The 25,833-nt window shown below is 71.1% G+C and carries 21 protein-coding genes; 6 read left to right on the top strand and 15 right to left on the bottom strand.

Going from position 1 to position 25,833, the window contains the following annotated elements; all coding sequences use genetic code 11:
• Positions 1 to 92 precede the first annotated feature (92 nt).
• Together AB0958_RS26515 and AB0958_RS26510 are read right to left on the bottom strand one after the other, a co-directional pair.
• The gene (locus tag AB0958_RS26515; RefSeq protein ID WP_366892952.1) at positions 93 to 1,232 is read right to left on the bottom strand and encodes a GTP-binding protein; all 1,140 of its coding nucleotides are present in this window, start codon (positions 1,230 to 1,232) and stop codon (positions 93 to 95) included.
• Between the two features lie 113 nt (positions 1,233 to 1,345).
• Complete coding sequence (locus AB0958_RS26510; protein ID WP_366892951.1) at positions 1,346 to 2,512, bottom strand: citrate synthase/methylcitrate synthase; 1,167 nt, start codon at positions 2,510 to 2,512, stop codon at positions 1,346 to 1,348.
• 108 nt (positions 2,513 to 2,620) lie between these two features.
• Between AB0958_RS26510 and AB0958_RS26505 the strand changes: the two genes are divergently transcribed.
• From AB0958_RS26505 to AB0958_RS26490, 4 genes are all read left to right on the top strand, one after another.
• The gene (locus AB0958_RS26505; RefSeq protein WP_366892950.1) at positions 2,621 to 3,880 is read left to right on the top strand and encodes a citrate synthase; all 1,260 of its coding nucleotides are present in this window, start codon (positions 2,621 to 2,623) and stop codon (positions 3,878 to 3,880) included.
• A gap of 67 nt (positions 3,881 to 3,947) precedes the next feature.
• Positions 3,948 to 4,892: a sucrase ferredoxin gene (locus AB0958_RS26500; RefSeq protein ID WP_366892949.1), complete on the top strand. Its 945-nt coding sequence runs from the start codon at positions 3,948 to 3,950 to the stop codon at positions 4,890 to 4,892.
• A 100-nt stretch (positions 4,893 to 4,992) separates the two neighbouring features.
• Positions 4,993 to 6,648 carry a sensor histidine kinase gene (locus AB0958_RS26495; protein WP_366892948.1) on the top strand — a complete coding sequence of 552 codons (1,656 nt, stop codon included), beginning with the start codon at positions 4,993 to 4,995 and terminating at the stop codon, positions 6,646 to 6,648.
• Positions 6,649 to 6,668: 20 nt separating this feature from the next.
• Entirely contained in the window at positions 6,669 to 7,349 is a 681-nt protein-coding gene (locus tag AB0958_RS26490; protein WP_366892956.1) for a response regulator, read from the top strand.
• A gap of 21 nt (positions 7,350 to 7,370) precedes the next feature.
• Here AB0958_RS26490 and AB0958_RS26485 read toward each other — a convergent pair whose 3' ends face one another.
• The 3 genes from AB0958_RS26485 to AB0958_RS26475 are packed head-to-tail and all read right to left on the bottom strand — an operon-like array spanning position 7,371 to position 10,145.
• On the bottom strand, positions 7,371 to 8,429 hold the full coding sequence (locus tag AB0958_RS26485; protein WP_366892946.1) for an ABC transporter substrate-binding protein: 1,059 nt from the start codon (positions 8,427 to 8,429) through the stop codon (positions 7,371 to 7,373).
• 47 nt (positions 8,430 to 8,476) lie between these two features.
• Entirely contained in the window at positions 8,477 to 9,340 is an 864-nt protein-coding gene (locus AB0958_RS26480; RefSeq protein ID WP_366892945.1) for an ABC transporter permease, read from the bottom strand.
• Entirely contained in the window at positions 9,330 to 10,145 is an 816-nt protein-coding gene (locus AB0958_RS26475) for an ABC transporter ATP-binding protein (protein ID WP_358979549.1), read from the bottom strand. The genes AB0958_RS26480 and AB0958_RS26475 overlap by 11 nt, the downstream gene beginning before the upstream one ends.
• Before the next feature lie 158 nt (positions 10,146 to 10,303).
• Between AB0958_RS26475 and AB0958_RS26470 the strand changes: the two genes are divergently transcribed.
• Entirely contained in the window at positions 10,304 to 10,996 is a 693-nt protein-coding gene (locus AB0958_RS26470; RefSeq protein ID WP_366892944.1) for a response regulator, read from the top strand.
• A 7-nt stretch (positions 10,997 to 11,003) separates the two neighbouring features.
• Here the strand turns inward: AB0958_RS26470 and AB0958_RS26465 are convergent, their stop codons facing one another.
• From AB0958_RS26465 to AB0958_RS26440, 6 genes are all read right to left on the bottom strand, one after another.
• On the bottom strand, positions 11,004 to 12,596 hold the full coding sequence (locus AB0958_RS26465; RefSeq protein WP_366892943.1) for a cation acetate symporter: 1,593 nt from the start codon (positions 12,594 to 12,596) through the stop codon (positions 11,004 to 11,006).
• A complete protein-coding gene (locus AB0958_RS26460; protein ID WP_366892942.1) occupies positions 12,593 to 13,150 on the bottom strand; it encodes a DUF485 domain-containing protein in 558 nt (185 codons plus the stop codon). The genes AB0958_RS26465 and AB0958_RS26460 overlap by 4 nt, the downstream gene beginning before the upstream one ends.
• Positions 13,151 to 13,218: 68 nt before the next feature.
• Positions 13,219 to 13,902, bottom strand: a complete 684-nt coding sequence (locus AB0958_RS26455; protein ID WP_366892941.1) for a response regulator transcription factor — start codon at positions 13,900 to 13,902, stop codon at positions 13,219 to 13,221.
• Positions 13,899 to 15,050 carry a histidine kinase gene (locus AB0958_RS26450; protein ID WP_366892940.1) on the bottom strand — a complete coding sequence of 384 codons (1,152 nt, stop codon included), beginning with the start codon at positions 15,048 to 15,050 and terminating at the stop codon, positions 13,899 to 13,901. The genes AB0958_RS26455 and AB0958_RS26450 overlap by 4 nt, the downstream gene beginning before the upstream one ends.
• Entirely contained in the window at positions 15,047 to 15,580 is a 534-nt protein-coding gene (locus AB0958_RS26445; protein WP_366892939.1) for a DUF1453 domain-containing protein, read from the bottom strand. The genes AB0958_RS26450 and AB0958_RS26445 overlap by 4 nt, the downstream gene beginning before the upstream one ends.
• A 540-nt stretch (positions 15,581 to 16,120) precedes the next feature.
• Positions 16,121 to 18,244: a DNA topoisomerase IV subunit B gene (locus AB0958_RS26440; protein WP_366892938.1), complete on the bottom strand. Its 2,124-nt coding sequence runs from the start codon at positions 18,242 to 18,244 to the stop codon at positions 16,121 to 16,123.
• 440 nt (positions 18,245 to 18,684) lie between these two features.
• Between AB0958_RS26440 and AB0958_RS26435 the strand changes: the two genes are divergently transcribed.
• Positions 18,685 to 18,915: a hypothetical protein gene (locus AB0958_RS26435; RefSeq protein WP_366892937.1), complete on the top strand. Its 231-nt coding sequence runs from the start codon at positions 18,685 to 18,687 to the stop codon at positions 18,913 to 18,915.
• Positions 18,916 to 19,017: 102 nt separating this feature from the next.
• Here the strand turns inward: AB0958_RS26435 and AB0958_RS26430 are convergent, their stop codons facing one another.
• The 4 genes from AB0958_RS26430 to AB0958_RS26415 form a co-directional block, all read right to left on the bottom strand.
• The gene (locus AB0958_RS26430; protein WP_366892936.1) at positions 19,018 to 19,884 is read right to left on the bottom strand and encodes a serine protease; all 867 of its coding nucleotides are present in this window, start codon (positions 19,882 to 19,884) and stop codon (positions 19,018 to 19,020) included.
• Positions 19,885 to 20,003: 119 nt separating this feature from the next.
• A complete protein-coding gene (locus AB0958_RS26425) occupies positions 20,004 to 21,551 on the bottom strand; it encodes an RNA polymerase sigma factor (RefSeq protein WP_366892935.1) in 1,548 nt (515 codons plus the stop codon).
• 440 nt (positions 21,552 to 21,991) lie between these two features.
• Entirely contained in the window at positions 21,992 to 22,879 is an 888-nt protein-coding gene (locus tag AB0958_RS26420; RefSeq protein ID WP_366892934.1) for a FadR/GntR family transcriptional regulator, read from the bottom strand.
• Between the two features lie 162 nt (positions 22,880 to 23,041).
• The gene (locus AB0958_RS26415; protein ID WP_366892932.1) at positions 23,042 to 25,777 is read right to left on the bottom strand and encodes an ATP-binding cassette domain-containing protein; all 2,736 of its coding nucleotides are present in this window, start codon (positions 25,775 to 25,777) and stop codon (positions 23,042 to 23,044) included.
• Positions 25,778 to 25,833: the final 56 nt, after the last annotated feature.

Raw genomic sequence — 25,833 nt, 5'->3', positions numbered from 1 at the left:
GGGTCATGTGGCGGAGCCACCTGGCCCGCCACCCCGTGCGTCGAGCGTGCGTGCCGGGCGTCGCGACGCCGCGGAGATCCATCAGAAGGGCCCTATGCCTCGCCGAAGTCCTGCGCCACGGACAGGGCCTCGCCGAAGTCGTGGCCGAGTTCCTCACGGGGGTCCTGGGCGAGGACCTCGTCCGGGTCGTCCGCCAGGCCCTGCACGTAGCGCAGGACGCCCCACATGCCGTGCTCGTCGGCGTGCGGGGCATCGCTCGTGCACGCCTCCAGTTCCTCGCGGAGCGTGGCGGTGTCGATGCCGGAACCGATCAGGACGAGTTGCGTGAGCCGTTCCCCGCCCGGCTCCCAGGCCTCCGGGTAGAACCGCAGGAAGCTCCCGACGGCGTGCACGGCGTACCGGTTCCCGGTGTCGTAGGGCCCGAAGTCGACATATCCCTTGATCCGGTAGAGCCCCTCGGGCCGGCTGTCGAGGAAGGCCATGAGCCGGCGGGGGTCGAGCGGGCGGCCGGAGACGAAGGACAGGCTGTCGTAGCCGGTGTGCGGATGCGCCGGGTGCTCGCCGTCCTCGCGGTGGTCATGGAGGTCGTCGAAGGACAGCTGGCCGATGCGCTCCTCACTGGGCCGGCAGTCGAACAGGAACTCGGGGTCGACACGGCCGTAGGTGGCGGGTACGACGGCGGCGGCCCGGTCGGTGAGCGACCGCACGAGCCGCAGGACCCGCTCGCCGCCCTGCTCGGCCCGGTCGAGCTTGTTCACGACGACGAGGTCCGCGAGGGCGAGGTGCCGGTCGATCTCGGGGTGCCTGGCGCGCGTGTCGTCGAACTCGGCGGCGTCCACGACCTCGACGAGGCCGCCGTAGACGATTCCGGGATGTTCGCTGGCGAGCAGCATCCGGACGAGTTCCTGGGGTTCGGCGAGTCCGCTGGCCTCGATGACGACGACGTCGATCCCGGTGGCCGGGTTGGCGAGCCGCTCCAGGTAGAGGTCGAGTTCACTGGCGTCGACGGCGCAGCACAGGCAGCCGTTCCCGAGCGAGACGGTCGAGTCCCCGAGGGCACCGGCCACCGCCATCGCGTCGATCTCGACGGACCCGAAGTCATTGACGAGCGCCCCGATCCTGCTGCCCCCGCTGCGGTGCAGCAGGTGGTTGAGGAGCGTGGTCTTGCCGGAGCCCAGGAATCCGGCGAGGACCACTACCGGGATCTGCCGGGGACGGTGGTGGTGCTCCAAGGGGCGACCTCCCTGACGCGGCTGAGGATGGCGGGCCGGTCCAGGATAGGAAACGCCCGGGGCCGCGCTCCGCGCCCCCGCCGTGGCCGCCGCGGGCGGTCGACGGCCTGCCGCTACCCGGCGGCCCTGCCGGCCACCTCCGGCTGGGGCCCCACGTATCGCGCCACCGGCCGGATGATCTTCGAGTCGGCCGCCTGTTCCAGGATGTTCGCGCTCCAGCCGACCACCCGCGCCGCCGCGAACGTGGGCGTGAACATCTCGCGGGGCAGGCCGCACAGTTCCATGACCACGCCCGCGTAGAACTCGACGTTGGTGTGGAGTTCGCGGCCCGGCTTCAGCTCGGCGAGGATGCTCTCCACCCGCCGTTCCACCTCGACGGCGAACTCGACCCGGGGGCCGCCGAAGTCCCGGGCGATCTCGCGCAGCAGGCGGGACCGCGGGTCCTCGGTACGGTAGACCGCGTGCCCGAAGCCCATCACGCGGTCGCCGGCGAGCACCCGAGCACGGATCCACCCGTCGATCCGGTCCGGGGTCCCGATCGCGTCCAGGGTGTCCAGTGCCCGGCTGGGCGCTCCCCCGTGCAGCGGCCCGGACAGGGCACCGACCGCCCCCACGAGGCAGGCCGCGACGTCGGCGCCCGTCGACGCGATGACCCGCGCGGTGAACGTTGACGCGTTGAATCCGTGGTCAATGGTTGAGATCAGGTATTGCTCGACGGCCCGCGCCCGCCGGGGATCCGGTTCCGAACCCGTCAACATGTACAAGTAGTTGGCCGCGTACGAGAGGTCCTCGCGCGGTTCCACCGGGTCGAGTCCCCGCCCGAGCCGGTACAGCGCCGTGAGGAGCGTGGGTACGGCAGCGCACGCGGCGACCGTGTCGGCGCGCCGCCGGTCGGCCCCGATGTCGTACACCGGCCGGAATCCCGCGGCCGCGCCGAGGAGAGAGAGCGCGGTGCGCATCCCGGCGAGCGGTCCGGACGCACCGCTCGCCGCGGCCAGCGCGGGCAGGGCGGCCCGGACCTCGTCGGGCAGCCGTCGCAGCCCGGCGGTCTCGGCGGCGAAGGCCGCGGCGCGCTCCGGGCCCGGCAGCTCGCCGTGGACCAGGAGGTGCCAGACGTCCTCGAAACCCCGGGTGCGGGCGAGCTCCACGGCCGAGTACTGGCGGTAGTGGTAGTACCCCTCGCTCCCCCGCACGTCCCCGACTTCGGTGTCCGTGACGACGACACCGGCGAGCCCGCGCGGCACCTCGACGAGGGTCGACGCGGTCCTGTTGACGGTCATGTCCTGCCTCCGCTGTGCTGCCTGAACATGATTCGACTGTCCATGATTGACTAACAAGCTGTCAATATTGATTGAATCAATGTATGCCGAGGCGGCTACCGTGGCGCCATGCGCGATCAACATCCCGCTCCCGACAGCTCCGCGCGGCGGCTGAGCACCAGGGAGACCGCCGAGCTGCTCGGCGTCAAACCCGAGACCGTGTACGCCTATGTGAGCCGCGGCCAGCTCAGCAGCAGGCGCGAACCCGGCGGCCGGGCCAGTACCTTCGACGCCGCGGAGGTGGCGGCGCTGGCCCGGCGCAACCGGCGGGAGAGCGCGGGCGGTTCCGGCTCGGGCGGCGGCGACCTGTCGGTGCGCACCCGGATCACGCTGATCGACGGTGACCGGTACTACTACCGGGGCGTCGACGCCACCGAACTGGCCACCCACCACTCCTACGAGGAGGTGGCCGAGTGGCTGTGGACGGGCCGGATGGAGCGGGGCGTGACCTTCGCCGCGCCGAAGGCGACGGTCTCGGTCGCCCGCCGGGCCGTGGACGCGCTGCCCGAGCACACCACCCCCACCGACCGGTTGCGGGTCGCCACCATCGCCGCGGCCGCCGAGGATCCGCTGCGCTTCGACCTGTCCGAGGAAGCCGTCCTCGGCACGGCGCGGGTACTGATCCCCACACTCGTCGCCGCACTGCCGCAGCAGCACCGGCGCGGGCCCGACGACGGCCCCCTGGCCCACCGGCTGTGGCGCCGCCTGACCGGCATCGAGCCCACCGACGCCGCACTGCGGGTCCTCGACACGGCGCTCGCCCTGCTCGTCGACCACGACCTGGCCGCCTCCACACTCGCGGTCCGGGTCGCGGCCTCCGCGCGCGCCCATGCGTACGCGGCCGTGTCGGCCGGGCTCGGCGCGCTCGAAGGGCCCCTGCACGGCGCCTCCAGCGGACTCGCGCACCGGCTGCTGGTCGACGTCCTCGACCAGGGCACAGCCGTGCCGGTGATCGCCGACGAACTCCGGGCCGGCCGCCGTATCCCGGGCCTCGGCCACCGGCTCTACCGGGGCGAGGACCCACGCGCGCGCGTGCTGTTCGACCTCCTGGAGGACATTCCGCGCGCCGAGCCCGCCCTCCTCGCCGCGCGCGACATCGTGGCGACGACCGCGCGGCACGCTCCGCTGCACGCCAACGTGGACCTGGCGCTGGCCGTGTTCACGGCCTCCTGCGGGATGCCGGCCACCGCGGGGGAGACCATCTTCGCCGTGGCCCGGACGGCGGGCTGGATCGCCCACACCCTGGAGGAGTACGGCGAACGCCCGCTGCGCATGCGCCCCAGCGGCCACTACGTCGGCCCCAGGCCGCCGCAGCCGTTGCCGGAGTAACCCCTTCGGCGGCCGAACGGGCGGGGCCGGAAGTCACCGCGGACGAAGTCAGGTTAGGCTCACCTCTGTGAGTAGGTGCGCAACCGTCTCCCGGATGCTCGACGAGCCCGTTTCCGGCACCGCCGCCACCGCGACGACGTGGCTGCTGCTGGAACAGCCGGGCCCCTGGGGTTCCAAGGCGCTCACCTCGAGCCATCTGGACCCCGCGCTCGGCCGCGCGCTGGAGGCCGCCGCCGAAGGGACCGGCGTGCGGATCGCGCTCATCCGCCGCCCCGGCCGCCACGCCGACCCGGGTACGGCCGCCGTGCGGCAGGTGTACGCGGCCCACGTGGTTCCGGGGAACCTCTGGCTGCACAGCGCCGAGACCCGTGACCCGCACCGGCTGCTCGGCCTCGACCTCGCGGCGCTCGGCGCGGGCGACCACCGCTCGTTCGGCGCCGCGCTCGGCGGCCGGCCGCACTCCGGCGGCCCCCTCGCCCTCGTCTGCACGAACGGCAGGCGCGACCGCTGCTGCGCCCTGCTGGGCCGCCCGCTCGCCGCCGAGCTGGCCGCCTCGGGGGTACGCGGCACCTGGGAGGTCACCCATCTGGGTGGTCATCGCTTCTCACCGACGGTGCTCGTGCTGCCGTACGGCTACGCGTACGGCCGCGCCGAGGCTCATGCCGTCAAGGAGGTGCTGCACGGCGCCCAGGAGGGCCGTGTGGTGCTGGACGGGTCCCGGGGGTGCTCGGCCTGGGGACGGCCCGGCCAGGCGGCCGAGCTGTTCGTGCGCGAGGCGGTGGGCGAGTACGGGGCGGGCGCGCTGAGCGTCGTACGGACCGAGGGCGCGGCTCCGCGCTGGCACGTCACCGTGGTGCACGCCGACGGCCGTCGCTGGCGGGTCGAGGTGGCCCAGGGTGCCTCCCTGCCGCCGCGTCCGGAGAGCTGCGGGGTCGCGGTGCTGGGGTCACCGGCCCGGATGGACGTGGTGTCGCTGCGGGCACTGCGGACGGCGTCGGCCCTCGCGAGCTGAACACCCCTCGTCCCGTCGATCCCGGTTTCCCAAGAACTGGTCAAGAGATCCGCGCCACACCCCTTAGGCACGGCGCATCCGCGCACGTACCGTCGTGGCCATGAGTCCCACGCCCCCCGCGCGCCGTCTGCGCCCCCGGCTGCCCCGGAAGGCGTTCACGCAGGTCCTGCTGATGCAGCTGGCGATCGCCGCGGGGGTCGCGGTGCTCGCGACCGGGCTCTTCCTCGCGCCGTTGAGCAAACAGCTGGACCAGGAGGCGATGCGCAGGGCCCTGGCGATCGCCCAGACCACCGCCCAGGACCCAGGGATCGCCGAGGGCGTCCTGACCACCCCGCCCAGCGTGGACGGTCCGGTGCAGCAGGAGGCCGAACGGATCCGGAAGGCCACCGGCGCGGAGTACATCGTGGTGATGGACAAAGGCGGCTTCCGCTGGTCCCACACCACTCCGTCGGAGATCGGCGGGCATGTGACGACCAGCCCCAAGGAGGCACTGGACGGCAAGGAAGTCATGCAGATCGACAGCGGCACCCTGGGCCGCTCGGCGCGCGGCAAGGTGCCGCTGTACGACTCCGGGCACCGGATCATCGGAGCGGTCTCGGTGGGCATCGCCTACGACAGCGTGCGCGCACATCTGCTGGGCACGATCCCCGTGCTGTTCGCCTACGCGGGCGGCGCTCTCGCCGCCGGTGCGCTGGCCGCCTGGCTGATCTCCAGGAGGGTCCAGCGGCAGACCCGTGACCTGGCCTTCTCCGACATCTCGGCGCTGCTCGCGGAACGCGAGGCGATGCTGCACGGCATCCGCGAGGGGGTCGTCGCCCTGGACCGCGGCGGCCGTGTCCGGCTGCTGAACGACGAGGCACGGCGCCTGCTGGGCCTCGGCGACGAGGCCGTCGGCCGGACCCCCGACGAGGCGCTCGGTGACGGCCGTACGACCGATGTGCTGGCCGGCCGGGTGACCGGCACCGACCTGCTCACCGTGCGCGGCCAGCGGGTCCTGGTGGCCAACCGGATGCCCACCGACGACGGCGGCGCCGTCGCCACCCTGCGCGACCGCACCGAGCTGGAGCAGCTGGGCCGGGAACTCGACTCCACGCGCGGGCTCATCGACGCCCTGCGCGCCCAGGACCACGAGCACGCCAACCGGATGCACACCCTGCTCGGGCTGCTGGAGCTGGAGATGTACGAGGACGCGGTGGAGTTCGTCGGCGAGGTGGTCGGCGACCACCGGGTCACCGCCGAACAGGTCACCGAGAAGATCCAGGACCCGCTGCTGGCCGCGCTGCTGGTGGGCAAGGCGACGGTCGCGGCCGAGCGCGGGGTCGCCCTGTGGGTGTCGGACCGCACTCGTCTCCCGGACCGGCTCGTCGACCCCAGGGGGCTGGTCACGGTGGTGGGCAACCTCGTCGACAACGCGCTCGACGCGGTGGCCGGCACTCCGCACGCGCGCGTGGAGGTCGAGTTGCGCACCGAGGACCGCGCGGTCGTCCTCAGCGTGCGGGACACCGGGCCCGGGATCCCGGCCGAGCATCGGGAACTGGCGTTCACCGAGGGGTGGTCCACCAAGAAACCGCCCGCGCACGGCAAGCGCGGCATCGGGCTCCCCCTGGTGCGCCGCCTGGCCGAACGGCAGGGCGGCAGCGCGTCCGTGGGCGAGGCGGACGGCGGCGGCGCGCAGTTCACGGTGGTGCTCCCCGAGGCGCTGACCGAGCCGGAACTCGAACCGGTGCTCGCACCGGCTGACGAAGAGACACGATGACCGAACGGCAGGGAGGCACGATGATCGAGGTCCTGGTCGTGGACGACGACACCCGGGTCGCCCGGGTCAACGCCGCCTACGTGGAGAAGGTGCCCGGCTTCCACGTGGCCGGCGAGGCCCACAACGCGGCCGAGGCGCTGCACCGGCTGGAGACGCTCCCGCGCCTCGACCTGGTCCTGATGGACCACTACCTGCCCGACGACACGGGTCTCGCGGTGGTCCGGGAGATGCGCCGGCGTGGCCACCAGACCGACGTGATCATGGTGACGGCGGCCAGGGACGTGTCGACCGTGCAGGCGGCGATGCGCCAGGGCGCCCTGCAGTACCTGGTGAAGCCGTTCGCCTTCGCGGGACTGCGCGCCAGGCTGGAGGCGTACGCGCGGCTGCGACGCACTCTGGACGGTGGCGGCGAGGCCGAGCAGGCCGAGGTGGACCGTATCTTCGGCGCCCTGTCCACGCCGTCCGAGCCGGAGCTGCCCAAAGGGCACTCCCCCACCACCGCCGAGCTGGTCCGCCAGTCGCTGATGAACGCCGAGAGCCCGCTGTCGGCCCAGGAGATCGCCGAGCGGACCGGGGTGAGCCGTCAGACCGCCCAGCGCTATCTGAAGCTCCTGGAGCGCACGGGCCGCGCCCGGCTGACCCTCAAGTACGGCGACGCGGGCCGCCCCGAACACCGTTACGTGTGGGCGACCCGCGGCTGAGGCGTACGCGTGGGCAGCCTTCTACTTGGCCGCCTCGACGAACTCCGTCGTGTACGTCTTGCTCAGGTCGACATCGTGGTTCTGTACGTTCGTGTTGAACGCCTTGAGCACCTTCTCCACGGTCTCCGGCCCGTTCTCCGGCATCACGCCGTCGTCGGTGAACATCGGCAGCGAGCTCTTGATGGACTCCGTGTAGAGGGCTTTGTTCCCCTGGGCGTAGTCGGCGGGCATCTTGGCCGCGATCTCGGCCGCGCTGTGCGTGGACATCCACTTGAGCGTCTTGACGAACGCATTGACCATCTTCTGGACGGTGTCCTTGTGGCTGTTGACCCAGTCCGTCTGCATGTACAGGCTGGACGACGGGTACGGGCCGCCGAGCGCCTTCTGGGAACCCTCCGGCGTCCGCATGTCCAGGAGGATCTTGCCCGCCTTCTTGTCCAGGATGGTCGCCACGGTCGGGTCCGTCGTCATACCGCCGTCGATGGAGCCCTGCTGGAGCGCCGAGATGAAGGTGGCGCCCGCCCCGACGGCGACCGGCGAGAAGTCGCTGACCTTCACCCCGTTCTTGACGGCGAGGTACTTGGTCAGGAAGTCGGTGGACGAGCCGAGGCTGGTGATGCCGAGCTTCTTGCCCTTGAAGTCCTTGGGCGAGGTGATGTCCCCGGCCGCCTTGGTGGAGACGATCTCGACCTCGCCGGGCGCGCGCGAGAACTGCACGACGGACTCCACCGCCTTGCCCTTGGTCTGGAGGTCCAGCGTGTGGTCGTAGAAGCCGACCGTGCCCTGGACCTGCCCGGCGACGAGGGCCGTCTCGGCCTGGACACCGGCGGGTTCCGTCAGCAGTTCCACGTCGAGGCCCTCGGCGTCGAAGTAGCCGAGCCGCTGGGTGAGCATCGCCGGCAGGTAGATGACCTTGTCCAGGCCGCCGACCATGATCTTGACCTTCGTGCCCTTGCCGTCGCCCTTGCCGGCGGAGCCGCTGGAGGTCGTGCTCGCGGCGTCGTTGGCACAGGCGGTCAGGGAGGACAGGGCGAGCAGGCCGGCGGCGGCCAGGGTGGTGTATCTGGCGGACTTGCGCATGACGTTCACGTCCTTGTGAGAGGCGGTGCGGGAGGAGAAGGCCGGCTTCAGCTGTCGGAGTCCGACGGCTTCCAGCGGAAGATGCGGCGCTCGGCGAAGGTGAGCACTCCCTCGGCGGCCAGCGCGACGACGGCGAGGATGACCATCGCGGCGTACACGCCGGCCGAGTTGAAGGTGCCCTGCGACTGCGCGACGAGCAGGCCGATGCCCTTGGTGGCGCCGATGAACTCGCCGACGATGGCGCCGATGAGGGCGAAGCCGAAGCTGACGTGGAGACTGGTGAAGATCCACGAGGTGGCGGACGGGATGACCACCTGGAGGGTCACCCTGCGGTCGGTCGCGCCCAGGATCCGGGCGTTGGCGACCAGGTTGCGGTCGACCTCGCGGGCGCCCTGGAAGGCGTTGAAGAACACTGGGAAGAACACCAGGACCACGGCCGAGGCGACCTTGGAGGAGGCGCCGAGCCCGAACCAGATCATGAAGATCGGGGCGAGCACGATCCTGGGGATCGAGTTGAGCACCTTGATGTACGGGCCGAGGACGTCGGCGAGGAACGCGATCCGTCCGAGGGCGATGCCGAAGACGACTCCGGCGACGACGCCGATGACCCAGCCGAGCAGCGCCTCGTAGAGCGTGTACCAGATCTGCTCGCCGAGGGAGCCGAGCGCGGTGCCGTGGGTCACCCAGGTCCAGATCTGCTGCCAGATCTTCGACGGCATCGAGAAGTTGAACGGGTCGATGACGCCGGCCCGGGAGAGGACCTCCCACAGGCCGAGGACGGCCACCAGGAGCAGCACCCGCACGGCGTACACGATCGCCTTGCGTCTGCGGGCGGCCTGGGCCCGCGTCTGGGCGCGGTCCGGGGCCTTGGCCGTGTCGACGACCGGTGTGCTGAGGACGTCAGGCGACATGGGCGGCGCCCCTCTCACGGGTGATGCGGACCTCTTCGCCGAGGGACTCCCAGATCTCGCGGTAGATCTCGATGAACCGCGGCTCCAGACGCACCGACTCGACCTTGCGGGGGCGGGGCAGGTCGATGTCGAAGACCTGTTTCACGGTCGCGGGCCCGGCGGTCATGACGACGACCTTGTCGGCCAGCGCGATGGACTCCTCCAGGTCGTGGGTGACGAACACGACGGAGGCGCCCGTGCCCTCCCACAGCTCCAGGAGTTCGTCCGACATCAGGGCCCGGGTCTGCACGTCGAGCGCGGAGAACGGCTCGTCCATGAGCAGGATCTCGGGGTCGTTGACGAAGGTCGCGGCGAGTGCCACCCGCTTGCGCTGGCCGCCGGAGAGCTGGTGCGGGTAGCGGTCCTCGAAGGCGGCGAGACCGACCCTGGCCAGCCAGGCGCGGGCCTTCTCCTTGGCCTCCGCCTTCGGCACACCCCGGAAGCGGGGTCCTGCCATCACGTTGGACAGCACGGTCCGCCAGGGGAAGGTGGCGTCCTGCTGGAAGACGAAACCGACCTTGTCCCCGACCCCGGCGACCGGTCGGCCGGCCACCAGCACATCGCCCTCGGTGGGCTCCTCCAGCCCGCTGACCAGCGTCAGCGTCGTGGACTTGCCACAACCCGTCGGCCCCACGACGGCCACGAACTCACCACGTCCGACAGTGAGGTCGAGGTCGCGGACAGCCGTGTGCAGACCCCCCGACGGGGTCTTGAAGATCTTGCTCGCGCCCCGCAGCTCGATGGCGGGGCTGGTGTCTGCGCTCATGGGCCGGGACGGTAGGTGTGGCACGGACCACAGCAGCAGTCTTCTGGGCGCAAGCCGTTCTTTTGCTCGCAAGCACCTGTTGTGCTCATTTTGCGCGCGCTACAACTGCGCAGACGAAACACGGGCTTAACGCTCGCCGGCCTTGAAGGAGAGGCCTGATGATTGACGTCCTGGTGGTCGACGACGACTTCCGCGTCGCTGAGATAAACGCCAAGTACGTGGGGAAGGTTCCCGGGTTCCGGGTGGCCGCCCGCGCGCACAGCGCTGCCCAGGCCCTGGCCGCCGTGGAACGCGGCACCATCGACCTGGTCCTGCTGGACCACTATCTGCCGGACCGGACCGGCCTCGAACTCGTCCACCGGATGCGGGAACAGGGCCATGGCACTGACGTCATCATGATCACGGCGGCCAGCGACGTCACCACCGTCCAGCGGGCGATGCGCCTGGGCGCGCTGCACTACCTGGTCAAACCGTTCACCTTCGCCGCGCTGCGCACCCGCCTGGACTCCTACGCGGCGCTGCGCCGCACCGTCGACCGGGTCGGCGGCCGGGGCCTGACCGGGCAGGAGCAGGTCGACCGGATCTTCGGCGCCCTGCGCACCTCACCCGCCCCCTCCGCGCCGGGACTGCCCAGCGGCCACTCCGAACCCACCACGGACCTCATCTGCGGGGTCCTGCACAGCGCCGACCATCCGCTCTCCGCCCACGAGGTGGCCGCCGAGACCGGCCTGAGCCGCTCCACCGCCCAGCGCTACCTCCGCCATCTGGAACAGGCCGGCCGGCTGCGCCTCTCCCTGAAGTACGGCGACACCGGCCGCCCGGAACACCGGTACGCCTGGGTGGCGCCGTAGGAAGGACCTACACGGCCCCCGCGCCGGTCAGCGACCGCACCTCGGTCTCCGCGTGCCGGGCTTCGTCCGGCACCTCGTCCGAGGTGACCGTCCCGAGCCAGCCGGCGAGGAAACCGAGCGGGATGGAGACGATCCCCGGGTTCTGCAACGGGAAGTACTGGAAGTCGACGTCCGGGAACAGCGCCCCCGGGCTCCCGGACACCACCGGGGACAGCACGACCAGCATCAGGGCCGGAACGAGTCCGCCGTACACGGCCCACACCGCGCCGCGGGTCGTGAAGCCCCGCCAGAACAGCGAGTACAGCAGCACCGGCAGGTTCGCCGAGGCGGCCACCGCGAAGGCCAGACCGACCAGGAACGCGACGTTGAGGTCACGGGCCAGCAGGCCGAGCGCGATGGCCACCACTCCGATGCCGACGGCCGACGCGCGCGCCACCGCCACCTCGCTGCGTGGTCCGGCGCCCGGTCTGCGCAGCGAGGTGTACAGGTCGTGGGCGACGGACGCCGAGGAGGCGAGGGTGATCCCGGCGACCACCGCGAGGATCGTCGCGAAGGCAACGGCGGCGACGACCGCGAACAGAACCGCTCCCCCGGTGGAACCCGCGCCGCCGCCCAGGTCGAGTGCCAGCAGCGGGACCGCCGTGTTCCCCGACTCGTTCGACGTGCGCACCACGTCCGGTCCCACGACGGCGGCGGCCCCGAAACCGAGCAGGATCGCCATCAGATAGAAACCGCCGATCAGTCCGATCGACCAGACCGCCGACCGCCGGGCCGCCTTCGCGGTCGGCACCGTGTAGAACCGCGACAGGATGTGCGGCAGTCCCGCCGTGCCCAGCACCAGCGCCAGCCCCAGGCTGATGAAGTCCAGCCGCGCGCTCCAGCCCCCGCCGTACCTGAGCCCCGGCGCCAGGAACGCCTTCCCGTGTCCACTGCGCTCCGCCGCCGTGCGCAGCAGCTGGTCGACATCGCCGTGGAAGCGCAGCAGCACCAGCACGGTCAGCGTCACCGTCCCGCCCAGCAGCAGGACGGCCTTCACGATCTGGATCCACGTCGTGGCCCGCATCCCTCCCAGGGACACGTAGATCACCATCAGCGCGCCGACCCCGATGACCGTCCACGCCTGCGCGGCCTGGCTGGTCCGTCCCAGCAGCAGCGTGACCAGGCTGCCCGCCCCCACCATTTGCGCCACCAAATAGAGAACGGACACGGTGACCGAGGACGCGCCCGCCGCGATCCGCACCGGCCGCTCGGTCATCCGTGCGGCGATCACGTCGGCGAGGGTGAACCGGCCGCAGTTGCGCACCAGCTCGGCCACCAGGAAGAGCACGACCAGCCACGCCACCAGGAAGCCCACCACGTAGAGCAGCCCGTCGTAACCGAACAGCGCGATCAGCCCGGTGACACCGAGGAAGGAGGCCGCCGACATGTAGTCACCCGCGATGGCAAAACCATTTTCCATGGGCGAGAACAGCCGACCCCCGGCATAGAACTCCTCCGCCGAACCATGCCGCCTCCTGCTCACCCACGTCGTGATCCCGAGCGTCACCGCGACGAAGGCGCTGAACAGCATGAGCGCCAACGTCTCATGACGGCCCGTCACAGGGCACCGCCCCGGGCGCCACGGGTCAGCTCCTGGGTGTCCCAGCGCAGCTCCAGCGCGGCGCGGTCCCTGCGCAGCCTGGCGTGCCGGGCGTAGGCCCAGGTGAGCACGAACGTGCTGAGGAACTGGCCGAGCCCCGCGAGCATCCCCACGTTCACCGCGCCGGCCACGGGTCTCGCCATCAGACCGGGCGCGGTCGTCGCCGTGACCACGTACGCCACGTACCAGGTGAGGAAGACGGCAACCCCCGGCACCACGAACCTCCGGTAGCTGCTGCGCACCTCCTGGAAAGCCGCACTGCGCTGCACCTCCAGATACACGTCCCGGGTGCGAACCGCCGCCCTCTCCCGCTCCGTTCGGGCGGCGGGCACCGACGGGGCCGGCATCCCGGTGGCGTCCGGCTCGCCCCAGCCGGAGGCCAGCGCGTCGTACCAGGGGTCCTCGTACCTGACTTCTGGGGAGGTCGTGCCGTACTCACCCTGGTCCTCGCGCCGCTCGGCCGAACTCTCGGAGCCCTCCCCGCCGTCGCGGTGAGGCCCGTTGCTTGACTGCATGCCCAAGGATGGACAGATCGGGAAGTTCCCCGACTCTTCTTCCCCCGTCTCTCACCCCATCAGGTGACTCAATTCGCTGGTGGCCGCACCATTCCCTTCCCGTTCGCGTAACGCACCGCCTGCGCACGGTCCTTGAGGCCCGTCTTCGCGAACAGGTTGTTGATGTGCGTCTTCACCGTCGCGGTCGAGACGTGCAGCCGCCTGGCGATCTCCTGGTTGGTGTGCCCTTCGGCGATCAGCACCAGGACCTCCGTCTCCCGCAGGGTCAGCCCGTCCGGCGCCTCGGTCACCACCGGCGCCTGCGGCGGCTCGGGCTGCGACAGCCTTTCCAGCAGCCTCAGCTGGATGCTCGGCGACAGCCCCGCGTCCCCCGAGAGCACGCTCTCCACCGCGCGTACGATCTCGTCGCCGCCCGCGTCCTTCGTCAGGTAGCCGCGGGCGCCGGCTCTCAGCGCCGGGAACAGCGACTCGTCGTCCGCGAACGTGGTGAGCACCACGACCTGGGTCCCCGGATACTGCGAGCGGATCCGCCGGGTCGCCTCCACGCCGTCGCAGCGCGGCATCCTCAGGTCCATCAGCACCACGTCCGGAGAGAGTTCGCCGACCAGCCGCACCGCCTCCTCGCCGTCGCCGGCCGCTCCCACGACCTCCACACCGGGCAGCAGCCCGAGGAGCATCACGATGCCCTCCCTGACCACCGTCTGGTCGTCGGCGACCACCACCCGCGCCGGCTTCTTCTCGCCCTCCGTCATACGGGCACCCTCAACCGCACCTCGAACCCCTCGTCGTCGCGTGCCGCCTCCAGCGACCCGCCCAGCAGCTCGGCCCTCTCCCGCATTCCCAGCAGACCGTACCCGCTGCCGGCACCGGTGAGTTCGCCCGGACGGCCGCCCGAGTCCCTCACGTTCAGCGTCACTTCGTGCTCGTTGTAGTCCAGCAGCACCCTGACCTTGGCGCCGTGGGCGTGCTTGCGGACGTTGGTCAGCGCTTCCTGGGCGACCCGTCGTACCGTCTGCGAGGCCTCGGCGGGCAGCGTTCTGCGTTCGCCCGTGACGGTGACCTCGGCGCCGTCGGTCGCACCGGCCAGTTCGGTGAGGAAGTCCTCCAGCGGGGTCAGCTCACCGCGCAGCGCCGACAGGGCCTGCCGGGTCTCGGCGAGTCCGTCGCGGGCCATTCCCCGGGCGGCCACCACCCGTTCGAGGATCTGCTCCCGGTCGGCCCCGCGCTCGATCAGCAGCCGCGCGGCCTCCAGGTGCACCATCTGGGCGGAGAGGCTGTGGGCCAGCACGTCATGGATCTCCCGCGCGATCCTGGCCCGCTCCGCGAGCGCAGCCGACTCGGCTTCGGCCGCTCTGGCGGCGCGCTCCTGGGCCAGCAGCCGCTGTGCGTGCCCACGGGCCTCGGCGTCGAGTCGCATGACGTAACCGGCGAGGGCCATGCCGGCGACGGTGGCCGCGGTGGTCAGCCAGACGTCGTTGTTGAACGCGGAGTACGAGGCGAGAGCCACGCAGGTGATGGGCACCGCGATCGCGATGGGCAGCCGCTCCAGCGCCGAGATGCCGCAGCCGCACCAGATCACGAGCGCCGGTCCACCGAATCCCGCGATCTCCGCCACGACCGCGAGGGCCAGCAGGAAGGTGATGAGGACCATGGAGGGCACGAGCCGGTGGGCGTAGGTGGTCCGGAAGAAGCCCCAGGACGCCACCGCGGTCACCAGCACACCCGCCACGGCGGCGGCCACGCCCCAGCCGTGGACGTGTGACTGGTTGCAGGCGCTCCACAGCAGCAGGGCGAGGACGAGCAGTCTCACTCCCCAGGCCAGCGTGCGCCGGGGCGGGGAGACCCCCGAGCGACTCAGCGCTTCACGTGAGGGCCATCGCGTCCAGGCGTTCTCCGTCACACGGCTTCCTTCCTGGTGACCCGGGGCATGTCGTCACCGTACGCCCGGGTGGGGCCGCTCGTGGACGGGCCGGAGGGGAGGGACTGCGCCCGCCACAGGAGGATGCCGGAGCGGACCAGGAGGAGGAGTGCCAGGCCGAGCATCAGGGCGGAGCTGTCCTGGTGGACGCCGAGCGCTGCGCCTAGGGCGAAGAGGCCGACGCGCAGGAGTACGCCGCTGAGCCAGACCATCGCGCCGGCCCTGGTGCTCTTGGTCCACACGACGCCGTCGGGTTCGGTCCAGATCCGGGTGGTCCAGGCCCAGGCGGCGCCCATCCCGAGCCCCACCAGCAACTCGGCGCCGAGCAGCAGGGCGGATTCGGTGCGGTGATGGGCGTCGAGTATGCCGGGGTCGCGCAGCGCGACCACCGCGAGGACCGCGGGGAGCAGCCACCAGCGCCGGCCGGTGTTGACGGGGCGGGCGCGGAACTGGCGGGCGATCACCACGACGACCACGGCCACGATCAGCAACGCGTTGACGAGCCCGGACATCAGAGCCTCCGTGAGCGGGAAGGGGCGGTGCCGGGAGCGGGAGCTGCCGACGCCTTCGACGCTACGGAAAAGCGCAGGTCAGCAGATCGGCGCCAGGGTGGATCAGAGGTGGATTCGACGAGCGTGATCTCTCCACCCTCAGGTGGAGAAGCGCTCTGTCGGAGGGTGGGGGCGTGGGGGCGTGGGGCCTCGGGGGCTCGGGGGCTCGGGGGCTCGGCGCGATTAGGTGGCGGTGTGCGGACGTACGGTGCGCCGGGGCCGGGCTCCTGAGCGACAGGAGGCCGTCATCCGGTCTCGGCGTCTCGGACTCGACGTACGGTGCACCGCACCCCGACGCATCGTGCACCGCGCCGCGACACACCGCGCACCGCCCTGGGGCACCAGACGCCCTGCCCGGAAACGCCTCGGGGCCCCGGCATCCGTCGGGGCCCCGAGGCACTCCTTGTGACTCGCACGCGTCTGAGCGGGCGGAGGCTGTCGGCCGACGGGGCGCCCTGGGTGGGGCGGGACCGGGTGGGTCGGCCGAGGCCCGCGCAGCGGTTATGCGTCGATCCGCGACCGGTCCAGCGTCGCCGCCGAGCCGGAGATGAACTCCTTGCGGGGAGCCACGTCGTTGCCCATCAGCAGGTCGAAGACCTGTTCGGCCGCTTCGAGGTCCGAGAGGTTGATGCGGCGCAGAGTGCGGTGGCGCGGGTCCATCGTGGTCTCGGCCAGCTGGTCCGCGTCCATCTCACCCAGACCCTTGTACCGCTGGATCGAGTCCTTGTAGCGGACGCCCTTGCTCTGGAATTCCATGAGCTTGTCCCGCAGCTCACGGTCCGAGTACGTGTACACGTACTTGTCCTGGCCCTTCTTGGGCTGGACGATCTCGATGCGGTGCAGCGGCGGGACCGCGGCGAAGACCCGGCCGGCCTCGACCATGGGCCGCATGTACCGCTGGAACAGCGTCAGCAGCAGGCAGCGGATGTGCGAGCCGTCGACGTCGGCGTCGGTCATCATGATGATCTTGCCGTAGCGGGCCGCGTCGATGTCGAAGGTGCGCCCGGAGCCCGCCCCTATGACCTGGATGATCGCGCCGCACTCGGCGTTCTTCAGCATGTCCGTCACCGAGGACCGCTGAACGTTGAGGATCTTGCCCCGGATCGGCAGCAGCGCCTGGAACTCGGAGTTCCGGGCGAGCTTCGCGGTACCGAGCGCCGAGTCGCCCTCGACGATGAAGAGCTCGCTGCGCTCGACGTCGTCGCTGCGGCAGTCGGCGAGCTTGGCCGGCAGCGACGAGGACTCCAGAGCCGTCTTGCGGCGCTGTGCGTCCTTGTGCTGGCGGGCCGCGATGCGCGTCCGCGCGGCGGCGACCACCTTCTCCATGACCACCCGCGCCTGGGCGGCGGCGTCACGTTTGGTGGAGGTCAGGAACGCCTTGAGTTCCTTGGAGATCACGTTGTTCACGATCCGGCGGGCCGCCGAGGTGCCGAGGACCTCCTTGGTCTGACCCTCGAACTGCGGTTCGGCGAGCCGGACGGTGACGACGGCGGTGAGGCCCTCCAGGGCGTCGTCCTTGACGATGTCGTCCTCGGCGACGCGCAGCAGCTTCTTGGCCCGCAGCACCTCGTTGAGGGTCTCGCGGACGGCCTGCTCGAAGCCGGCCACGTGGGTGCCGCCCTTGGGGGTGGCGATGATGTTGACGAACGACCTGACGTTCGCGTCGTAACCGGTGCCCCAGCGCAGCGCCACGTCCACGCCCAGTTCCCGGGTGACCTCGGTGGGGGTCATCTGGCCGTGGTCGTCCAGGACGGGGACGGTCTCCTTGAAGGTGCCCTGTCCGGAGAAGCGGAGGACGTCGCAGACCGGCTTGTCGGTGGCCAGGTACTCGCAGAACTCACTGATACCGCCGTCGAAGCGGAACGACTCCTCACCCTTGCTGCCGCTCTCGCCGAGCCCGTACTCGTCGCGGACGACGATGGTCAGGCCGGGCACCAGGAAGGCGGTCTGCCGGGCGCGCTGGTGGAGGGTGTCCAGGGAGAGCTTGGCGTCCTTGAGGAAGATCTGGCGGTCGGCCCAGTACCGCACGCGGGTGCCGGTACGGGTCTTGGGCACCCTCTTGATCTTGCGCAGTCCGCTCGCGGCCTCGAACTTCGCGTCCGGTCCGCCGGCGGCGAAGGCGCCGGGGACACCGCGGCGGAAGCTGATGGCGTGCACCTGGCCGCCGCGGTCGACCTCGACGTCGAGACGCGCGGAGAGCGCGTTGACCACGGAGGCGCCCACGCCGTGCAGACCGCCGGAGGCCGCGTAGGAGCCACCGCCGAACTTGCCGCCGGCGTGCAGCTTGGTCATGACGACCTCGACGCCGGACAGGCCGGTCTTGGGCTCGACGTCCACGGGGATGCCGCGGCCGTTGTCCCGGACCTCGACGGAGCCGTCGTCGTGGAGGATGACCTCGATGTGGTCGCAGTAGCCGCCGAGGGCCTCGTCCACGGCGTTGTCGATGATCTCCCACAGGCAGTGCATCAGACCCCGGCTGTCGGTGGATCCGATGTACATACCGGGGCGCTTGCGCACGGCTTCGAGGCCCTCGAGAACGAGCAGGTGCCGCGCGGTGTAGTTGGAGCCGTCCCGGTCTGCTCCTGCCAGCAGCGCAGTGGACGGCACGGACGTATCGGCGGTCACGCGGTTCGCTCCTCGCTGAATTTCAGTGAAGCCCCTTTGGGGTAAGGGGCCGGCTTCGGTCGCCGCTCAGAGGGTACCCAGGCCTGGTAGAGCCGTTGTAACGCCACCCTCGCAGGAAACTCACCCTAGTCCACGGTCGCATGGGTGTTCGATCCCTCGATGGGGTGAAGTACATATCACGTTCCCTTCGAGGCATGAACCATTTAGGCTCCGGGCACGTCCTCACAAACAACCGGCAACCCAGCCGGGAGGATGAGACCGATGAACCGAGCGAACCCGTAAGCACTGAAGAAACGCACTACGGCACATTCGCCGCCAACCGGCAGCAGACGGCCACCTCGAAAGATTTTTTTCGAGGAGAAGCCCCGAGCGGGAACGTTTTCGGGCTGGTTGGATGTTGACCCTGGTACGACAGCTCGTCGAGCTAGAGAAGAGGCGACGTGACTACTGTTCTGACCCCCGCGAGCCACCTGACGGCCGCCGATCGCTGCGACCGCTGCGGCGCCCAGGCATACCTGCGCGTCGTACTGCTCAGCGGCGGAGAACTGCTCTTCTGCGCCCACCACGGCCGCAAGTTCGAGCCGGAACTCAAGAAGATCGCCGCTGAGATACAGGACGAGACGGAGCGGCTGACGACCGGTCCGGCCACCGCCTCCGAAGATGAGCGCTGACCTCTCGCACCCACGACGAGCCAGCTCCGGCACAGGCCGGTGACGGGCGGTCGCTCCCCTCGGGAGCGACCGCCCTTCGTCATGTTCCCCCCGCAGCGGCCCTCAGGAGGGGTTGTGAGGGCGGCGTGAGGCGCTCAGGGCACTGCCGGGGCCCAAGGCCCGCGCGGCCTCTGAGACGCGCGTGTAGACGCCGGGACTCCCCGGCCGGCCGCAACCACTCCCCCACGACACGAGTCCGATCAGCTTCCCCTCGGCGACCAGCGGACCGCCGCTGTCGCCCTGGCAGGCGTCAGGGCCGCCCTGCGCCTCCCCCGCGCACAGCATGGAGCCCGTTCGGTAGGTGCCGTCGGGCCCGCCGGGGTAGGCGCGCTCGCACGTCTGGTCGGGGAGCACATGGACGCGCGCCGCGTGGATCCGGCGCGCGTAGTCGCCACCACCCGAGATGTCGCCCCACCCGGACACCAGGGCACCGGTGCCGGGCGCGTAGGCGGCGTCCCCCTCGGCCGCCATCGGGATGACCGCGCCCGCCGGCAGCGGCTCGGCGAGGCCGAGGACGGCGAAGTCACCGGTGTTCGCGTCGGCGTCGTAGTCCGGGTTCACCCGGAGGTCCGTCACGGCGATCTCCTGGCCCTGTGTGGACAGCAGGTCCGTGCGGCCCGCGATCACCTTGAGATCGCGCACCCGGCCGGTCGGACCGCCGATGACGTCGTCGGCCAGGCAGTGGGCCGCGGTCAGGACCGTGGTCCGGCCGATCGCCACACCACCGCAGAACTGACCGGCCCGGGTACCCCCGAACCGGTCACGGCTGGACAGGGCGACCGTCCAGGGGGCCTGTGAGACATCGATGGGAAAACCGCCGACGACCACGCTGTCAGCGGCGGCCGGAGACGGGGCGGCCAGCGGTATGACCGCGGCGACGGCCGCCAGGATCAGCGGCCGGATCAGGACCGGGGCAGACGAAGGACGCATGCACCCTCCTCACTCTGGGTGGTACTGGAACACCCAGAGTCATCCAGCGCACGGCGCTCCGCAGCACGAAGGCCCGGCCTCCCGAGGGAGACCGGGCCTTCGGGATCGTACGACCCGACCTAGTCGAGGTAGTCGCGCAGCACCTGGGAACGCGACGGGTGGCGCAGCTTCGACATGGTCTTGGATTCGATCTGCCGGATGCGCTCGCGCGTGACGCCGTAGACCTTGCCGATCTCGTCGAGGGTCTTCGGCTGACCGTCGGTGAGACCGAACCGCATGGAGACGACGCCCGCCTCGCGCTCGGACAGGGTGTCCAGCACCGAGTGCAGCTGCTCCTGGAGGAGCGTGAAGCTCACGGCGTCGGCAGGGACGACGGCCTCGGAGTCCTCGATGAGGTCACCGAACTCGCTGTCGCCGTCCTCACCGAGCGGGGTGTGCAGGGAGATGGGCTCACGGCCGTACTTCTGGACCTCGATGACCTTCTCGGGGGTCATGTCGAGTTCCTTGGCCAGCTCCTCCGGGGTGGGCTCGCGGCCCAGGTCCTGGAGCATCTGGCGCTGCACGCGCGCGAGCTTGTTGATGACCTCGACCATGTGCACCGGAATACGGATGGTGCGGGCCTGGTCGGCCATGGCCCGGGTGATCGCCTGCCGGATCCACCAGGTGGCGTACGTGGAGAACTTGTAGCCCTTGGTGTAGTCGAACTTCTCGACCGCGCGGATCAGACCGAGGTTGCCCTCCTGGATGAGGTCCAGGAAGAGCATGCCGCGGCCGGTGTAGCGCTTGGCCAGGGAGACCACCAGACGGAGGTTGGCCTCCAGGAGGTGGTTCTTGGCGCGGCGGCCGTCCTCGGCGATGATCTCCAGCTCGCGCTTGAGCTTCGGCGCGAGCTTGTCGGCGTTGGCCAGCTTGTCCTCGGCGAACAGACCGGCCTCGATGCGCTTGGCGAGTTCCACCTCCTGCTCGGCGTTGAGCAGCGGGACCTTGCCGATCTGCTTGAGGTAGTCCTTGACCGGGTCGGCGGTGGCACCGGCGGCGGCGACCTGCTGCGCCGGCGCGTCGTCCTCGTCCTCGTCGGACAGGACGAAGCCCGCGCTCTCGGTGCCCTCGGGCTCCTCGGCACCGGCCTTGGGCTCCTCGAGAACCTCGTCCTCGAGGATCTCGACGTCGTCCTTCTTGGCGGCGGTCTTCTTCGCCACCGTCTTCTTGGCGGCGGTCGCGGTCTTCTTCGCGGCCACCTTCTTGGCGACGGGCGCCTTCTTGGCGACGGCCTTCTTCACGGGCGCCGCCTCCTCGCCCGGATCGTCCACGGCGGCGGGGGCCACCGCGGGGGCGGCCGTGGCAGTGGCCTTCCTGGTGGTCACCGTCTTCGCCGCGACCGTCTTGGTGGCGGTGCGCTTGGCCGGACTCTTCGCTGCGACGCTCTTACGGGTGCGCTTGGGCTCCGCGGCACTGACCATCAGCGTCACACCCTCTTCCTCAAGGATCTGGTTGAGGCTGCGCAGTACGTTCTTCCACTGAGTGGCCGGGATCTGGTCAGCTTCGAAGGCCCGACGCACATCGTCGCCGGCGATCTGCCCCTCAGCCTTTCCCCGCTCAATGAGAGCCATGACAGAGACGGACTCGGCGATCTCCGGCGGGAGCGTACGGGATGTGCTGGCCGACACGAACAACCTCTCGGAACGTTGGAAAACGGCTTCCGGCCCCGTCCTGGACGGACTGGAGCCGACCGCCGGCTTGGGGATGGGCCGACGGCGCGGGCGGGGGCCGGGAAGATGCACAGCGCCATGAATGGCGTCCGTATTCCCTCCGCGGCTGTCACCTCTTAGGTCATCGCGCTGTTCGCAAGAGCGTTACGCCCAATCTACGTGGCCCGAGTCACATCCCGTAAGCACTCAAAAGCGATCAGACATGGGCAAAGGTAGTCGTCAATGATCTCTTCGGGGCGTTCGGCCCCGCACCACTTGGCCCCGCACCGTGCGCCCGCCCCGCCGCCGGGCCCCGCCGGAGCCTTGAAGGAGCCGGCGGGGTCCGGCGGAAGCGGGTTCCCGGATCGACGGCGCCCCTCGGGGGCGGCACCGGCCGAGTGCACCGCTCTCGTCGCGGATCAGTGCTCGCGCGGGGCGGGCACCACACGCTCCACCTCGGGGTGGACGGTCAGCAGCTGGCGCATCGCCGATTCGGCGGCCGTGCCGTCGCCGGCGCCCAGGGCGTCGACGATCCGCGCGTGCTGCGCCAGGGACGTCTCGTTCGGCCGCTCGCAGCCGGTGACCGGGCCGCCGGAGACCTGGAGGGCCGCCGACACGATGCCGGAGAGGTGCTCCAGCATGCGGTTGCCCGCGACCTGGATGAGCAGGGAGTGGAACTCGGCGTCGGCGCGGGAGAAGGTCAGCGCGTCACCCTGGGCCATGGCGTGACTCATGATCTCGACCATGTCGCACAGGCGCTGCTGGACGTCCTCGCGCCCGTGTCCGGCAGCGAGACGGGCGGCGAGCGGCTCGATCGTCCACCGCAGCTCGCTGAGCTCGCGGCGCTGGTCGTCGCGCTGCGGCCCGAAGGCCCGCCATTCGATGATGTCCGGGTCGAGGAGGTTCCAGTCACTGACGGGCCGCACGCGCGTGCCGACGTTCGGGCGGGCGCTGACGAGGCCCTTGGCCTCCAGGACCCGGAGGGACTCACGGACGACGGTGCGGGAGACCTCGAAACGCTGGCCGATCTCCTCGGGAACCAGCGGACGGTCCGCGCCCAGGTCCCCGGAGACGATCATCTGACCCAGCTGCTGAACGAGTTGACCGTGGAGTCCGCGACCACGGCTGCCGGCGGCACGTCGGCCCACACGGCCCAGCTCCGGGTCGGCGCCCTCCCAGGAGGGCGCACCGACACGGTCGGTGACGGGAGTTTCCGCATAGGGGTAGCGGTCGAGTTCGCCCGGGCCGACCAGACCAGAGTCTGCGGAGCGGGCGGCGGTCATCATGGTGTGCGCAAGGGTACTCACGGATCCTTTGTCGGCGTTGCCTCCAACTCCCTTGAGGTCTTTGGTGAAAAGCACACGAAAGGGTGATCGCTCACTCCGTCGCAATTGACGCCTTATCAGAAAGAAATGGGTGTTCTGCAGGGATTTGTGTGCGGGGCGGGATCGCAAGCGTCCGATCCGTGTTCATCGAACCCTCGCCCGCAGAGTGGTGAACAGGTACGTGCCGAGCAACGCGGACAGCGACAACGCCAGTGCGCCGCCCACGGGTTGGGCGAGTACCCGGGCCGCGCCGACGAGATAGCGCTCTCCCCCGAAGGGCCACTGCAGCAGGAACGCTTCCCTCAATCGCACCGGGAGACCGGTGGCCAACCGTGCTCCCGGTCCCCGCAGCGCCTGGTGCACGGCCGGCACGACGAGCACGGGTACGGCGAGCACCGCGGCAAGTCCGGCGGTGGTGGACCGGAACACGCCTGCGGCGAGCACGCCGGCCCAGGAGCAGCCGACGACCAGCCCGAACCAACTCACGGTGAGCGCAAGCCAGTCCGTGGGAACCTTCGCGAGCTCCTGGCCGTAGACGAGATAGAGCGCTTCGGCGTCGCAGCCCAGGGTGAGGAATGAGAGCAGGACCGCGGTGGCCCCGGACACCAGCAGTTTCGCGGTGAGCAGCCCCAGTCGGCGCGGCACGGTGCCGCGATCCGCCGCCAACGCGGGGTGACGGAACTCGTCCCCGAAGGCCAGCGCTCCGAGCAGACCCGCACCGAGTGCCGCCGGGGGCAGCGGCAGTTCCTGCGGCCAGGCCGCGAACAGCCGTTCCTGCGGGGTGTGCCCGAGCCGGGCCAGCAGTACGGAAGTGAGGGCGGACAGCAACAGTACGGCTCCACAGGTGACGAAGCCGGCGCCGATGCCGGCGGCCCGACGCAGTTCGTAGCGCAGGGGGCGGAGCGGGCTGGGGGCACTGCGCACGGAGATGGCGGGCGGGAGGGGGGACAGGACGTCCCGGGCGGCGGCCTCGGCCCGGTGGGCGGGGACTGCCGGAGCGGCGGCCTTGGCCAGGTGGGCGGGGGCTGCCGGGGACGGGGCGGGGAGGGCGTCGGCTTCGGCCGTCGTGGGCTTGCCGGGTTGCGGCTGGTGCGGGGGCTCGTCGGCGGGGACGGGGGCTTCGTCGGGTACGGCGCGCGACTGCGGGCGGGAGGAGGCGCGGGTGGCGGAATCGCTCGGCTCCACACCGATCGGCGACCGGGCGGGCACCTCGCGGGGCCGGAATGTGGTGGTGGATCCGGCGGAGGCCGTCGGTTGGGCGGTTGCGGCGGGAGTCGATCGCCGGGCGGCTCCGGCCGAGTCGGACGGCCGGTCGACGGCAGCGGCGGTCGGCTGATGGGGTGATGGGGCGGGGGCGGTTGGCTGGTCAGCGGTGATGATCGATCGATGGGCGGACGGGGCGGCGGACGGTTGCGCGGATGCGGGCGCTGTCGGCAGCCGCACGGGGGTGGCCGTGACCGAGGGCTGGGCAGGAGTCGTAGCGGCCGGCGGTTGGGCGGGGACGGTGGCCGACGCCGGGTCCGGGGACGTGGTGCGGGCAGTCGGCTCGGGAGACGCGGCCGGGGACGGCCTTTGCGCGGATGCCGTGTCGGCCGACGGCCGGGGTGTGGAGGCGGCCACCGGTTGAGCCTTGAACGTGACGACGGAGGCGTGGGCGGTCCTGGACTGCGCCGCGAGGTCGTCGGGCAGCGCCTCGGCGGACGCGGGTGACCCATGCGGGGCCATGACGGACGGTTCGGCCTCGGTGCACGGGCCGCTCGGAGTCGGCTTGTCGTCGTCCGTGCGCGACCGGGCCACCGGCTCGGCGGCGGCCGATGCCCGGGGCTGGGGGGTGACGGGGGGACCGGCGGCGCGCTGGAGTTCCCCTCCGGGCTCGTCCCGCGGGTCGTCGGTCAGGGCTGTACGGGCCGCCCGGCACTCCTCCGCCGTGTCCGGCTCGCTCGCGTCCCGTACCCGCCGTACCACCTCAGGTACCGGCCCGGTCAACGGTTCCGCGTCGGCGCCGGGCCCCATGTCACCCGTCTCGTCGGCGAGTTGGTGGACGAGGATGCCGTGCCGGAACGCGGTCTCGCCGACCTCGGCGGTGGTACTGCCGTACACGGAGAGGCGGTTGCCGCCTTCCCGTACGACCTCCACGGAACGGTGGGCCGTGCGGGCCTCCTTGCTGAGAAGGGCGGCGAGCCGGGCGGCGTGCGGGCTGCGGACGGCCACCCGGGGACGCAGCCGGGTACGGGCGAACTCGGTGGCCTCCTGGTCCGCGACGAGTCTCCCGGCGTCCAGGGTGACGACCCGGTCGGCGACGCGGGCGGCCTCCTTGGGGTCGGCGGTGGTGAACAGGACCGTGCCGCCCTGCGCCGTGTACGCCCGGAGCATGCGGTGCAGCCAGTGGGCCTCGCGGCCGGCGAGCCCCCTCGCCGGCTCGTCCAGGACGAGGGTGTGCGGCTCGGGAAGCAGAGCGCAGGCGAGGCCGAGACGGCGGTCCATGCCGCGCGACAGCGTGCCCAGGCGTTCGTCGCGCAGGCTGACGATGCCGACGGCTTCGAGCACTTCGTCCGCGCGCCGGGCCGGGACGCCCGTGGCCGCGCACAGCATGCGCAGATGGCCGCGGACGGAGCGGCCCGGGTGGCCGGGAACGTCGCCGAGAAGCACGCCGACCTCACGCGAGGGGTGGGCGATGCGGTGCAGGGGGCGTCCCCTGAACTGGGTGATTCCGCGGCCCGGTTGCAGTTCGAGCATCAGTCTGAGCGTCGTGGTCTTGCCCGCGCCCGCCTCTCCGAGGAGTGCGGTGACATGGCCCGCGCGCGCCTCGAAGGTCACGTCGTCGACGGCGGGCGGGTGCGCCTTGCGGGGGTTGCTGGTCAGTCCGAAGGCCTCGATCACCTTAGGGAAGATAGCGCGGAATGACCGTTTTTCCGGGAATAGGAGCCTTTAACCCT

The sequence above is a fragment of the Streptomyces sp. NPDC006655 genome, from assembly GCF_040703965.1.
GTDB lineage: Bacteria > Actinomycetota > Actinomycetes > Streptomycetales > Streptomycetaceae > Streptomyces.
The sequence above is the reverse complement of the archived record's forward strand: the minus strand, read 5'-3'. Positions and strand labels throughout refer to the sequence as shown.

Bases quoted from the DNA above. Each gene is read 5' to 3' on its own strand.
- AB0958_RS26460 (WP_366892942.1), bottom strand. From the start codon at position 13,150: ATGCAGTCAAGCAACGGGCCTCACCGCGACGGCGGGGAGGGCTCCGAG.
- AB0958_RS26445 (WP_366892939.1), bottom strand. From the start codon at position 15,580: ATGTCCGGGCTCGTCAACGCGTTGCTGATCGTGGCCGTGGTCGTCGTG.
- AB0958_RS26490 (WP_366892956.1), top strand. From the start codon at position 6,669: ATGATCGAGGTCCTGGTCGTGGACGACGACACCCGGGTCGCCCGGGTC.
- AB0958_RS26470 (WP_366892944.1), top strand. From the start codon at position 10,304: ATGATTGACGTCCTGGTGGTCGACGACGACTTCCGCGTCGCTGAGATA.
- AB0958_RS26430 (WP_366892936.1), bottom strand. From the start codon at position 19,884: ATGCGTCCTTCGTCTGCCCCGGTCCTGATCCGGCCGCTGATCCTGGCG.
- AB0958_RS26505 (WP_366892950.1), top strand. From the start codon at position 2,621: ATGCGCGATCAACATCCCGCTCCCGACAGCTCCGCGCGGCGGCTGAGC.
- AB0958_RS26495 (WP_366892948.1), top strand. From the start codon at position 4,993: ATGAGTCCCACGCCCCCCGCGCGCCGTCTGCGCCCCCGGCTGCCCCGG.
- AB0958_RS26480 (WP_366892945.1), bottom strand. From the start codon at position 9,340: ATGTCGCCTGACGTCCTCAGCACACCGGTCGTCGACACGGCCAAGGCC.
- AB0958_RS26510 (WP_366892951.1), bottom strand. From the start codon at position 2,512: ATGACCGTCAACAGGACCGCGTCGACCCTCGTCGAGGTGCCGCGCGGG.
- AB0958_RS26475 (WP_358979549.1), bottom strand. From the start codon at position 10,145: ATGAGCGCAGACACCAGCCCCGCCATCGAGCTGCGGGGCGCGAGCAAG.
- AB0958_RS26485 (WP_366892946.1), bottom strand. From the start codon at position 8,429: ATGCGCAAGTCCGCCAGATACACCACCCTGGCCGCCGCCGGCCTGCTC.
- AB0958_RS26455 (WP_366892941.1), bottom strand. From the start codon at position 13,902: ATGACGGAGGGCGAGAAGAAGCCGGCGCGGGTGGTGGTCGCCGACGAC.